Origin of the sequence: Streptomyces sp. NPDC059398, from assembly GCF_042751845.1 — a bacterium.
GTDB lineage: Bacteria > Actinomycetota > Actinomycetes > Streptomycetales > Streptomycetaceae > Streptomyces.
On the sequence record NZ_JBHYWP010000071.1, the window covers coordinates 31,073 to 43,872 of the forward strand.

The window sequence follows — 12,800 nt, forward strand, 5'->3', positions numbered from 1 at the left end:
ACGGACATCACCGAAGCCGCTGTTCAGCGGTCTGCTCCCGTACCGCTCGACCGGAGCCCACGGAGCGCGTCCTGCCCCGCCCGACCGGAGTCGGCCTCGCCGACTCCTTCGAGTTCGGCCGCAACGTGGTGGTCAGCGGGCTGCGCGCGACGCGCACTCCCTGACGGCGAATCACCATGTTGTAGGCTCTTCCGACTTGTCCGATGCCCATGCCGAACTCGCCCCATCTGCCAGTACTTCGGCCGACCCAGGGGGCGAGTGGGGACTCATCGCCATCGGCGCCGGGGGACACTGTCGAGAATCAGAGAGGGACACCCATGCCCATCAGGAGTGCGCGTCTGCCCAGCAGGAGTGCGCGTTACGGCCTCTCGGCCGCTGTGCTCGTCGCCGCGGGGCTGGCGCTGACCGCGTGCGGATCCGACGACTCGACCTCCGCCTCCGGACCCTCCGCCAGTGCGTCCGCCGCCACGAACTCCGCACCGTCAAGCACCGCTTCGTCCAGCACCGCACCGGCCGACAACGGCGGCCAGGGCTCCACCGATGATGCGGCGCCTTCGGCCTCCGCGGACGCGTCCACGACGCAGGACGCGAAGCCGGGGAGGTCGAAGGGCAGCCGGAGCGCCCAGCGGGACTGCGGGCCCGACCAGCGGGGCCTGGAGGTGATCGTGCCGGGTTCGGACACCCCCACCAGCTGCGACACGGCCCGCGCGGTCGCCAACGCCTACGGAAAGGCCGACGGCGCCGGCGGCAAGTCCGCGGTCACGGTCACCGTTGCCGGCGCGGCATGGCTGTGCAAGGAGGAGCAGGGCGGCATCGACCCCTACCTGGCCTGCACCAACACCGCCAACAAGGCGCAGAAGGTCCAGATGAGCTCCTGAAGGTCGCGGCGCTGCGTGCGGACCGGCGGCCGGCAGGACGTTCCGGCGGGAATCGCCCCCTCACCGGAGCGCCAGTACGGGTGGACTCCGCACCACGCCGGAGTGTCGGGGTCCGGCACCTCCCGGATTCATAGCATGATCCGACTCTCATTCCGGGGTTCTGGTCATGAGGTGAACTGGATGGGCAGGGCAGACACGTGTCGTTGACCCGCCGGGCTGTACTCACCGCCCTGGCGTCCGCCGGACTGGCGGGCTGCGACGCCCGGCCGGGCCCGCCGCGAGCGTCCCTGTCCCGCCGTACCACCCCGTCGGACATCGAACCGCCCAGCCGCACACCGCACTCCGGCCGCCGGACCACCCCCATGGCAGCGGGCCCGGCCCTCACCCGCTCCGCCGCGGTCGCCCGGTACGGCTCGGACTCCCCGACGAGCTGGGGCTTCGACGCACCGGGCGTCCTGACCGCACTGCCCCGGCCCCAGCGGGCCATCGCGCTGACCTTCGACGCATGCGGGGGCCCCGGAGGCAGCGACTACGACCAGGACCTGATCGGCTTCCTCCGGTCGAGGAAAGTACCGGCGACACTCTTCATCAACTCACGCTGGATCGAGGCCCATCCGGCGGTCTTCCGCACCCTGGCCACCGACCCGCTCTTCGAGATCGCCAACCACGGAACCCGGCACCGCCCGCTCTCGGTCTCCGGCCGCTCGGCGTACGGCATCCCCGGCACACGCGACGCGGGCGAGGTCTACGACGAGGTCTCCGGCAACCACACCGAACTCACCCGGCTGCTCGGCCGCCCGCCCCGCTTCTTCCGCTCCGGGACGGCGTACTACGACGACATCGCGACCCGCATCGTGGGCGCCATCGGTGAACGCCCGGTGAGCTTCACGGTCAACGGCGACGGCGGCGCCACCTTCACCCCGGAACAGGTCCGCACCGCCGTCGCGGCGGCCCGCCCGGGATCGATCGTGATCGGCCACATGAACCATCCGACGGGCGGCACCGCCGAGGGAATCGCCGCAGCGGTCCCCCAACTCCTCGCGTCCGGGCACCGGTTCGTCCGGCTCTCGGACGGGTGACCGGGCGACCGGTCAGAGCTGCCCCGCGACCTCCGTCGCCCAGTACGTGAGGATCATGTTCGCGCCCGCCCGCTTGATACCGGTCAGGGTCTCCAGGATCGCCCTCTCCCGGTCGATCCAGCCCTTCTCCGCGGCCGCCTCGACCATGGAGTACTCACCGCTGATCTGGTACGCGGCCACCGGAACCGACACCGAATCGGCGACCTTCGCGAGGATGTCCAGATACGGTCCGGCCGGCTTGACCATCACCATGTCGGCGCCCTCGGCGAGGTCCAGTTCCAGCTCGCGCAGCGACTCGCGGGCGTTCGCCGGGTCCTGCTGGTACGTCTTGCGGTCGCCCCGCAGCGAGGAGCCGACGGCCTCGCGGAACGGGCCGTAGAAGGCGGACGAGTACTTCACCGTGTAGGCGAGGATCGACACGTCCTCCTTGTCGATCGTGTCCAGCGCGTCCCGGATCACGCCGACCTGGCCGTCCATCATGCCGCTGGGGGCCACCACATGGGCGCCCGCATCGGCCTGGACCTGCGCCATCTCCGCGTACCGCTCCAGCGTGGCGTCGTTGTCGACCCGGCCCGACTCGTCCAGGACCCCGCAGTGGCCGTGGTCGGTGGTCTCGTCGAGGCAGAGGTCCGACATGATCACCAGGTCGTCGCCGACCTCGGCGCGCACATCGCGCAGGGCCACCTGGAGAATGCCCTCCGGGTCGGTGCCCGCCGTGCCGATGGCGTCCTTCTTGGCGTCCTCCGGAACACCGAAGAGCATGATCCCGGCGACCCCCGCGGACACGGCGTCGACGGCCGCCTTCCGCAGAGTGTCACGGGTGTGCTGGACCACGCCCGGCATCGCCGTGATCGGCACCGGCTCGCTGATCCCCTCCCGCACGAAGGCGGGCAGGATCAGATCGGCCGGGTGCAGCTGCGTCTCGGCCACCATGCGGCGCATCGCCGGGGTGGTGCGCAGCCGCCGCGGACGGGCGCCCGGGAAAGATCCGTACACAGTCATCCTCAGTTACCTCTTCGAACTCTGCGAACTCTGCGAGCCGTTCGGGCTCTTCGGCCCCATCGGCCCTTCGAACTCCTCGGCCGACCGCTCAGTGCTCAGGTGGTACGACGCCTGCGGCCACCGGGACGGCGCTCGCTGGGACGGGTGACCGCCTCGCCCGCCTCCCTGGCGGTCTCGCGGCGCTGCGCACCGAACTCGGCGAGCGCCTCGGCGAGTCTGTGCACCGAGGGCTCCGGCGAGAGTACGTCCACCCGCAGCCCGTGCTCCTCGGCCGTCTTGGCCGTGGCGGGGCCGATACAGGCGATGACCGTCACATTGTGCGGCTTGCCCGCGATACCGACCAGGTTGCGGACCGTACTCGAAGAGGTGAAGAGGACCGCGTCGAAGCCGCCGCCCTTGATCGCCTCACGGGTATCGGCCGGCGGCGGCGACGCGCGCACCGTGCGGTAGGCGGTGACGTCGTCGACCTCCCAGCCCAGCTCGATCAGCCCGGCCACCAGGGTCTCGGTGGCGATGTCGGCGCGCGGCAGGAAGACCCGGTCGATCGGGTCGAAGACCGGGTCGTAGGGCGGCCAGTCCTCAAGGAGACCGGCGGCCGACTGCTCCCCGCTCGGTACGAGATCGGGCTTGACGCCGAACTCGACCAGCGAGGCCGCGGTCTGCTCGCCCACGGCGGCGACCTTGATCCCCGCGAAGGCACGGGCGTCGAGCCCGTACTCCTCGAACTTCTCCCGGACCGCCTTGACGGCGTTGACGCTGGTGAAGGCGATCCACTCGTAGCGCCCGGTGACCAGGCCCTTGACCGCGCGCTCCATCTGCTGCGGGGTGCGCGGCGGTTCGACGGCGATGGTGGGGACCTCGTGCGGCACGGCGCCGTAGGAACGGAGCTGGTCGGAGAGCGAGGCCGCCTGCTCCTTCGTACGCGGAACGAGCACCCGCCACCCGAAGAGCGGCTTCGACTCGAACCACGACAACTGGTCGCGCCGGGCGGCCGAGCTGCGCTCGCCGACCACGGCTATGACCGGCTGGTGGCCTTCCGGCGACGGCAGCACCTTGGCCTGCTTCAGCACCTGGGCGACCGTGCCGAGCGTCGCGGACCAGGTGCGCTGGCGGGTGGTCGTACCGGCGACGGTGACGGACATCGGGGTGTCCGGCTTGCGGCCCGCCGCTACCAGTTCACCGGCGGCGGCGCCGACCGAGTCGAGCGTCGTGGAGACCACCGCGGTCGCGTCGCTGGCGCCGATCTCGCTCCAGCAGCGGTCGGATGCCGTACGGGCGTCGACGAAGCGGACATCGGTCCCCTCCGCGTCCCGCAGCGGCACACCGGCGTACGCGGAGACGCCCACGGCGGTCGAGACGCCCGGAACGACCTCGAACGGGATGCCCGCCGAGGCGCAGGCGAGCATCTCCTCGCCGGAGTTGCCGTCGAGCCCGGGGTCCCCGGTGACGGCACGGACGACCCGCCTGCCGCCCCGCGCGGCCTCCATGACAAGATTGCCCGCATCTCGGATGGCCGGGATCCCGGCGGCTGTTGACGCTTCGTCAACAACCGTCAGCTGAGGCGTGCTTACGGTCGCCCGCGCATGGCTGCGTACGACATCGAGCACCTGTGGCTCGGCGATCAGTACGTCCGCACTCGCGAGCGCTTCGACGGCGCGCAGGGTGAGGAGTCCCGGGTCCCCGGGTCCGGCACCGAGGAAGGTGACGTGCCCGTGGGCGGGAAGGGCGGCTGGCAGGTTCGAGGTGGGGTTCATCGTGCTCGCTCCCCCATAAGACCGGCCGCACCCTTGGCCAGCATCTCGGACGCGAGTTCGCGCCCGAGCGCCTCGTTGCCTTCGTGCGACGTGGGTACGGGACCGGTGGTGGACAACTGCACCAGCTCGGAGCCGTCGGGCGAGCCGACGACACCGCGCAGGCGCATCTCGGTGACAACCTGCCCGTCGGCCAGGACGTCGGCCAGTGCGCCAACGGGCGCACTGCAACCGGCCTCCAGGGCGGCGAGCAGGGATCGCTCGGCGGTCACGGCGGCCCGGGTGAACGGGTCGTCGAGCTCCGCGAGCTGGGCGACGAGATCAGCGCGGGATGCCGCGCACTCGACCGCCAGGGCCCCCTGGCCGGGGGAAGGCAGAATGATGTCGACCGGCAGGTACTCGGTCACCTCGGCCGCCCTGCCCGCACGGTGCAGCCCGGCCGCGGCGAGAACCACCGCGTCCAGCTCCCCCTTGCGGACGAAGTCGATCCGGGTGTCGATGTTGCCGCGGATCGGCACGGTCTCGATGCGCATCCCGTGGTTGCGGGCGTACGCGTTGAGCTGCGCCGTCCTGCGCGCCGCGCCGGTACCGATCCGGGCGCCGTCCGGCAGCTGCTCGAAGGTCAGCCCGTCCCGCGCGATCAGCACGTCCCTGGGGTCCTCACGGACCGGGATCGCGGCCAGCACCAGGCCGTCCGGCTCGGCGGTCGGCAGATCCTTCAGCGAGTGCACGGCGAAGTCGACCTCGCCGCTCATCAGCGCATCACGCAGGGCGGTGACGAACACACCGGTCCCGCCGATCTGCGACAGATGCTCACGGGAGATGTCCCCGTACGTGGTGATCTCGACGAGTTCCACGGGGCGACCGGTGATCTGCCGCACCGCCTCGGCGATTTGTCCTGACTGCGCCATGGCGAGCTTGCTGCGCCTGGTCCCCAGCCTCAAGGCATCGGTCATGCCCGCCCTCGGTTCTTGACGTCTGTGTTGCTCAGGTCGGTCAGATCGGCCCTGCTGACGGCCGCGACCGTCAACGGGTCGAGGTCGAAGAGTTCCCGCAGCGCGTCCGCGTACCCGGCGCCGCCGGGCTCGCTCGCGAGCTGCTTGACCCGCACGGTGGGAGCGTGCAGGAGCTTGTCGACGACACGGCGCACGGTCTGCGAGATCTCCGCGCGCTCCTTGTCGTCCAGATCGGGGAGGCGTCCGTCGAGCCGGGCGATCTCACCGGCGACAACGCCCGCCGCCATGGTGCGCAGCGCCACGACGGTCGGAGTGATGTGGGCGGCCCGCTGGGCCGCGCCGAACGCGGCGACCTCGTCCGAGACGATGGTCCGTACGGCGTCGACATCGGCGGCCATCGGCGCGTCCGCCGACGCGTCGGCCAGCGACTCGATGTCGACCAGCCGCGCCCCGCTGATGCGGTGCACCGCGGCGTCGATGTCGCGGGGCATGGCCAGGTCGAGCAGGGCGAGCCGCGGCGGCACTCCGCTGTCGTCGTCGGCGGTGGCGGCGATGCGGCGTACGGGGCGGGGGGCATCGGCCGGTGCCGAGGCGGCCCAGGCACCGTGCTGCTCCAGCGCGTCCACCGCGCGGGCGGCGGCGGTGGCGGCCGTGGCGTCGGCGGGCACATCGGGGACCGGCTCGGGGACCAGGCCGAAGTCCGTGGCGTCGCCCGGCCCGGAACCCGTGCCGCCGACCGGCCGGGAGCCCGTCCCGGCGTCCGGCCCGGCGGTCGGCTCCGCGGGGGTGAACTCCTCACCCAGCGCACGGGCCACGGAATCCGCGGTCAGTACGAGACCGGTCGCCCCCGTACAGGAGACGACGAGGTCGGCGCGGGCCAGCTCCTGGTCGACGGCGTCCATCGGGACGGCCGCCGCACTCACCCCGGCGCCGCCGAGGATCTCCGCGAGCCGCTCCGCGCGCGCCTGCGTCCGGTTGGCGACGACGATCTCCCCGGCGCCCGCGCGGGCCAGCGTCGCGGCGGCCAGCGAGGACATCGAGCCCGCGCCGATCACCAGGGCGCGCTTGCCCCGGGCCCAGGCGGCCACATCGGGGCCGCCCGCGAGCTGTTCGAGGCCGAAGGTGACGACCGACTGCCCGGCCCGGTCGATCCCGGTCTCGCTGTGCGCACGCTTGCCGACCCGCAGGGCCTGCTGGAACAGATCGTTCAACAGCCGCCCTGCGGTGTGCAGTTCCTGGCCGAGCGCGAGGGCGTCCTTGATCTGGCCGAGGATCTGGCCCTCGCCCACGACCATCGAGTCCAGCCCGCACGCCACCGAGAAGAGGTGGTGGACGGCCCGGTCCTCGTAGTGCACATAGAGATAAGGAGTGAGCTCCTCCAGGCCGACACCGCAGTGCTGGGCGAGCAGCGTGGACAGCTCGGCGACGCCCGCGTGGAACTTGTCCACGTCGGCGTAGAGCTCGATGCGGTTGCAGGTGGCGAGCGCCGCGGCCTCCGCCGCTGGCTCGGCGGCCAGCGTGTCCTGCAACAGCTTGGCCTGCGCATCAGCGGAGAGCGCCGCCCGCTCCAGGACGCTGACGGGCGCGCTGCGGTGACTGACTCCGACGACCAGAAGACTCATGCCGGCATCACGGCGGGCATGTCCCCGTCGGGTCCCTTCCGGTCGGCGTGGGCGGTGCGGGCGCTGACGGTGTGCGCGGCGGCAGCGGCGGCGTGTGCGGCGCCGCGCACCGGGGGCGCGTCGGTGTCGGGGTCGGCGAGCATCCCCTCACCGGCCTTCCGCTGCTCGTGGAAGGCGAGGATCTGCAGCTCGATGGAGAGATCGACCTTGCGGACGTCGACGCCCTCCGGCACCGAGAGCACGGTGGGCGCGAAGTTCAGGATCGAGGTGACACCGGCGGCGACGAGCCGCTCGCAGACCGGCTGCGCGGCGCCCGCCGGTGTGGCGATGACACCGATGGAGACGCCGTTGTCCGAGATGATCTTCTCTAGGTCGTCGCTGTGCTGGACGGGGATCCCGGCCACCGGCTTCCCGGCCATGGCGGGGTCGGCGTCGATCAGCGCGGCGACCCGGAACCCGCGCGAGGCGAACCCGCCGTAGTTGGCGAGGGCGGCGCCGAGGTTACCGATACCGACGATCACGACCGGCCAGTCCTGGGTGAGACCCAGCTCACGCGAGATCTGGTATACGAGATATTCGACGTCGTAGCCGACACCCCGGGTCCCGTACGAGCCCAGATAGGAGAAGTCCTTGCGCAGCTTCGCGGAGTTGACCCCGGCGGCGGCCGCGAGCTCCTCGGACGAGACCGTGGGTACGGAGCGCTCCGAAAGGCCGGTGAGGGCCCGGAGGTACAACGGAAGTCGGGCGACGGTGGCCTCGGGGATTCCTCGGCTACGGGTCGCCGGTCGGTGAGTTCGGCCAGTTGCCACGGTGCTCCTGCCAGATGAGCGAGGCTGCAGGCGGCCACATGCAGCAGGACCGCCCCGTCGAATGCAGGCTATGTCTTTGTGAACGCGTGCACAAAGATAGTGTCCGTTTTGTCCGTGCAAAGTGACCGGGGTCACGCACTTCGGCGGCGCATTGACGGAACCGTGGGCCGATCCGATGCGTTGAGATCCCAAAGGGGGCAAAACCGCACACACTCCTCACGCCTACGCCCCCGAGACCGCTCAAATCGCCCACGATGGTAGCCGTATTTCGCACCCGGGGACTCCGCGCGGACCGGCCGGCCGCCCCGGCCCGCCCCTCCGCACGAACAGGTCCCGTACGTTCCCGTTCAGGAACGCAACGCGTGGCGGAGACGGTCGGGGTCGACCCGCCAGAAGGTGTGCTGCTCCCCGTCGACGAGGACAACCGGAATCTGCTCCCAGTACGCGTCATGGAGCGCGGCGTCCTGGGTGATGTCCTTCTCCTCCCACACCGCGCCGGTCTCCTCGCACACCGCGGAGACCACGGCGCGCGCATCGTCACAGAGATGGCACCCGGGCTTCCCGACCAGAGTGACGACCCGCTCGGCGGGATTTCCTTGACCGGCGCTGCGGCGGAACAGAGGACTCATGCCCCCATTCTCCGCCGTCCTCGTACTCCGCCGCCCACACCGCCCCGCCCCACCACCGGCAGACCCGGGACCGGAACCCGGGCGCATCCGCACCCCAGAGTTCACGCCACCGCATTCCGTCGGATGAGGAACGCCGCACCGAACTGGCTATGCTCGCACCATGGCCGCACTGGGATGGCTCACCCCCCGCAGGCGCTCGGCAACAGCACGCAGCGTGCTGGCAGGCGAGGCCGCAGCCGAAGCAGCCCGCAAGTCCTCGCAGGAGACGGCACAGGACGGGACCGGCACGTCCGCCGCATCCGCCGACTCCCCCGAAGAGGCCGCCCCGGAGCCCGAGTTCCCCGTCGCGGGCGACAGCCTGGCCGCCGCCTTCTTCGATCTCGACAACACCGTGATGCAGGGCGCCGCGATCTTCCACTTCGGCCGCGGCCTGTACAAGCGGAAGTTCTTCGAGCGCCGTGAGCTGGCCAGGTTCGCCTGGCAGCAGGCGTGGTTCCGGCTGGCCGGCGTCGAGGACCCCGAACATATGCAGGACGCCCGCGAGAGCGCCCTGTCCATCGTCAAGGGCCACCGCGTCTCCGAGCTGATGTCCATCGGCGAGGAGATCTACGACGAGTACATGGCCGACCGCATCTGGCCAGGCACCCGCGCCCTCGCCCAGGCCCACCTGGACGCGGGCCAGAAGGTCTGGCTGGTCACGGCCGCCCCCGTGGAGACCGCGACGATCATCGCCCGCCGCCTCGGCCTGACCGGGGCGCTCGGCACCGTGGCGGAGTCGATGGACGGCGTCTACACCGGCCGCCTCGTCGGCGAACCGCTGCACGGCCCCGCGAAGGCGGAGGCGGTACGCGCGCTCGCCGCCGCCGAGGGCCTCGACCTGACGCGCTGCGCCGCGTACAGCGACTCGCACAACGACATCCCGATGCTCTCGCTCGTCGGCCACCCGTACGCGATCAACCCCGACGCGAAGCTGGCCCGTTACGCCCGCGAGCGCGAGTGGCGGCTGCGGGACTACCGCACCGGCCGCAAGGCCGCCAGGGTCGGCATCCCGGCCGCGGCCGGGGTCGGCGCCCTGGCGGGCGGCACCGCGGCGGCCGTCGCCCTGCACCGCCGCCGCCACTGAGCCGTACGCGAATCTGAGCCGCACGCAGCTGGGCCGCACGCATATCCGGGCCGCACGCCACCCAGCCGTACCGCCGTACGCCACCGATCCGCACCGCCGCACGCCACCGAGCCGTACCGCTGGCCCGGTACCGGTGCTACCCGCGGGCGGGCAGCAGCCGCCCGGCCGCCTCGGCCACCAGTGCGTCAGCCGCCGCTGACCGCGGCGTCAACACGCCCGCACCCCCGCGCCACTCCGAAGAACGCGGGCGAATCGAACTTCTTACCCCGCTGCCCCCGCCGCCAGTCCGGTTGCGGCGACTCGCGCACAAGTGACCCCCCAACCAAACGGATCGTGGGGCTATCCGATCAATAAACGGTCACGAAGTGCTACTTGATCCGACGCGTAGACGTAACAGAAGCGACGTAATCGATGATTTGAGCAACTGGGTGTAGCACTGCCTGTACGAAGCGTTATTCTCCTCAGACGCATACCGGACCTCACTCGCCATCACGTCGAGTGAATCATCCAGCACTGCACGTGATGGAAGCTCTGCCTCTGGGAGTCCCGTGTACCCACACGTCGGGGTTGACGCCTCGGGCCTGGCTACGCTGCGCGCAACGGTCCTTGACCAGCTGCGCGGCTTTGTCCCCACCGCGTACGCCGCCCCCGCATTCGCCACTGCCGCGCCCGCCGGCAACTGTTACGCCCTCGCCGAGGCCGGTGCGGCCGTCGGCAGACGCAGCCGTGGCGGCACCGGCACGTCCACCGCCCGTCGGCCTGCGGCCGACAGCGACAGCGCACGCATGATGGACCTCGTCGAACGCGCTCAGGCCGGCGAGGCCGACGCCTTCGGGCGCCTCTACGACCAGTACAGCGACACGGTCTACCGCTACATCTACTACCGCGTCGGCGGGAAGGCGACGGCGGAGGATCTCACCAGTGAGACCTTCCTGCGCGCTCTGCGCCGGATCTCCACCTTCACCTGGCAGGGACGCGACTTCGGCGCCTGGCTGGTCACCATCGCCCGGAACCTGGTCGCCGACCACTTCAAGTCGAGCCGTTTCCGGCTCGAAGTGACCACAGGCGAAATGCTCGACGCCAACGAGGTCGAGCGCAGCCCGGAGGACTCCGTCCTGGAGTCCCTCTCCAACGCCGCCCTGCTCGAAGCCGTGCGGAAGCTCAACCCACAGCAGCAGGAGTGTGTGACCCTGCGCTTCCTGCAAGGACTCTCCGTCGCCGAGACGGCACGGGCCATGGGCAAGAACGAGGGCGCCATCAAGACGCTCCAGTACCGTGCCGTGCGGACGCTGGCACGGCTCCTCCCCGATGACGCACGCTGATCGAAGATGACCCGTACTGATCACAACTCACCGTCAGTCATGGCCTCATGACACTGCGGTCCGATCATCCTTCGTCCGTAACCCAAGTGCTGTGCGGCTCGTTGTGTGGGGTGCAGGCTCCCTGTGGTCAAGCCACGCCCGCAGGTTCTCACCCGATCGAGTGGAAACACTCAAGGTGGGCAACCCTCCGGACCCCGAGGGGAGTCGATCGTCATGACGAGAGGAGGTGCCGCCAGTGATCGGACAAGTTTCGGCACACCGGCGGGCGAACGCCTTCGCCCAGGCCCTGGAGGAGCAGACACTCCAGGGCTCGGCGGCCGACCAGCCCGAAGCTCCCACCGACCCAGGCGCACCAGGGCAGTTGCTGACCCTGGTGGCCGGGCTCGAAGAGCTACCCAAACCGCAGCTGGATCCTGAGGTCAAAGTGGTGCAACGAGCCCAGCTCGTGGCCGCCATGGAGACGATGCTCGCGGGGGGAGGTGTGTCAGAGGGCCCTCAGGTGCCCGAACAGCGGACCGGCCGAGGCGCCCACCGGGCGTCCCCGCTCCGGAAATTGCGCCCCCGCTCCCGCTGGTCGAAGGGCCTCGCTGCGGGCGGACTCACCGTCGGCGTCGCGGCCGGAGCCTTCAGCGGCGTCGCGGCTGCCAGCTCCGACGCCCTCCCCGGTGATTCGCTGTACGGGCTGAAGCGCGGCATGGAAGATCTCAAACTGGGGATGGCGAACGACGACGCCGCCCGTGGCGAGATCTTCCTCGACCAGGCTTCCACCCGTCTCCAGGAGGCACGCCGCCTCATGGAGCGCGACCGGGCGGGCCGGCTCGACCACGAGCAACTGGGCGAAGTGAGACGCGCGCTGAACGGCATGAACCACGACGCCGGAGAAGGCCACCGGCTGCTGCACGAGGCGTACGCGAGGAACGGGGCGCTCGGCCCGATCCAGACCCTCTCCTCGTTCTCCCGCTCGCACCGGGAGGCCTGGAGCAAACTCCGGGGCCGGCTGCCCGTCCAGCTCCACGACGTGGGAAACCAGGTGAACTCGGTCTTCGACGCCATAGACCAGGAGGTCGCCCCGCTCCAGTCGCAGCTGCCGCGCACCCCCGGCACCCCCGCCCACACCCCCGGGCACACGGACACCTCAAGGCCGGGCACCCCCGGGACCGACCGTCCCGGCCCCACATCGGCCGCCCCCGAGCACCACAGCAAGGACAGCGCCCGGCCGCATCCGTCCGGCTCCGAGACCGGCACCTCGGACCAGGGCCTCATCGGCGGCAGCACCGGCGGTCTCCTCGACCCGCCGAAGAGCGGCAGCGGCTCGTCCTCCTCGTCGGAAGGCACGGGCAAGTCCGGCGAAGGCAGCAAGCCCGCACCGGACGTCACCCTTCCCCCGCTGCTCCCCGGCCTGCTCCCGGGCCTCGGCATCAACAGCGAGGACGCGGAGTAGGCGAGGACGCGGAAGAGGCGGAGCACTCCGTATGTACGAAGGGGGGGGGGGGCGCCGGGGCGCGCGCGGGGAGGGGGGCCCGAGGCTCGCCGTCACTCCCCCGGGGTGCCGGGTCCCCGCGGGGGCGGGGGGGCGGCGCGGGCCGGGCACCCGGGAGCCGGACGCCCTCGATCCGCGCAATCTGGTGC

At 71.2% G+C, this 12,800-nt stretch carries 11 protein-coding genes; 5 read left to right on the plus strand and 6 right to left on the minus strand.

Features of this window, described 5'->3' with window-relative positions; translation table 11 throughout:
- Positions 1–317 precede the first annotated feature (317 nt).
- Positions 318–878, plus strand: coding sequence for a hypothetical protein (locus ACFXBC_RS23495; protein WP_385027719.1), 561 nt, complete (start codon positions 318–320; stop codon positions 876–878).
- Between the two features lie 203 nt (positions 879–1,081).
- Complete coding sequence (locus tag ACFXBC_RS23500) at positions 1,082–1,957, plus strand: polysaccharide deacetylase family protein (RefSeq protein ID WP_385027722.1); 876 nt, start codon at positions 1,082–1,084, stop codon at positions 1,955–1,957.
- Positions 1,958–1,969: 12 nt separating this feature from the next.
- Here the strand turns inward: ACFXBC_RS23500 and hemB are convergent, their stop codons facing one another.
- The 6 genes from hemB to ACFXBC_RS23530 form a co-directional block, all read right to left on the minus strand.
- Entirely contained in the window at positions 1,970–2,959 is a 990-nt protein-coding gene (hemB, locus tag ACFXBC_RS23505) for a porphobilinogen synthase (RefSeq protein WP_385027725.1), read from the minus strand.
- 95 nt (positions 2,960–3,054) lie between these two features.
- Entirely contained in the window at positions 3,055–4,713 is a 1,659-nt protein-coding gene (locus tag ACFXBC_RS23510; protein ID WP_385027728.1) for a uroporphyrinogen-III synthase, read from the minus strand.
- Complete coding sequence (gene hemC, locus ACFXBC_RS23515; protein WP_385027731.1) at positions 4,710–5,666, minus strand: hydroxymethylbilane synthase; 957 nt, start codon at positions 5,664–5,666, stop codon at positions 4,710–4,712. Before hemC ends, ACFXBC_RS23510 begins: the two co-directional genes overlap by 4 nt.
- Positions 5,663–7,288 (minus strand): glutamyl-tRNA reductase, encoded by a 1,626-nt coding sequence (locus ACFXBC_RS23520; protein ID WP_385027734.1) that lies wholly within the window; start codon positions 7,286–7,288, stop codon positions 5,663–5,665. The genes hemC and ACFXBC_RS23520 overlap by 4 nt, the downstream gene beginning before the upstream one ends.
- Positions 7,285–8,097, minus strand: coding sequence for a redox-sensing transcriptional repressor Rex (locus tag ACFXBC_RS23525; protein ID WP_385027737.1), 813 nt, complete (start codon positions 8,095–8,097; stop codon positions 7,285–7,287). Before ACFXBC_RS23525 ends, ACFXBC_RS23520 begins: the two co-directional genes overlap by 4 nt.
- A 347-nt stretch (positions 8,098–8,444) precedes the next feature.
- Positions 8,445–8,726, minus strand: coding sequence for a glutaredoxin family protein (locus tag ACFXBC_RS23530; protein WP_385027740.1), 282 nt, complete (start codon positions 8,724–8,726; stop codon positions 8,445–8,447).
- 160 nt (positions 8,727–8,886) lie between these two features.
- Here ACFXBC_RS23530 and ACFXBC_RS23535 point away from each other — a divergent pair, with 160 nt between their 5' ends.
- From ACFXBC_RS23535 to ACFXBC_RS23545, 3 genes are all read left to right on the plus strand, one after another.
- Positions 8,887–9,849 carry an HAD family hydrolase gene (locus ACFXBC_RS23535; protein WP_385027743.1) on the plus strand — a complete coding sequence of 321 codons (963 nt, stop codon included), beginning with the start codon at positions 8,887–8,889 and terminating at the stop codon, positions 9,847–9,849.
- Between the two features lie 548 nt (positions 9,850–10,397).
- Entirely contained in the window at positions 10,398–11,171 is a 774-nt protein-coding gene (locus ACFXBC_RS23540; RefSeq protein WP_385027746.1) for an ECF subfamily RNA polymerase sigma factor, BldN family, read from the plus strand.
- A 235-nt stretch (positions 11,172–11,406) separates the two neighbouring features.
- Positions 11,407–12,612 (plus strand): DUF5667 domain-containing protein, encoded by a 1,206-nt coding sequence (locus ACFXBC_RS23545; protein WP_385027749.1) that lies wholly within the window; start codon positions 11,407–11,409, stop codon positions 12,610–12,612.
- Positions 12,613–12,800 lie beyond the last annotated feature (188 nt).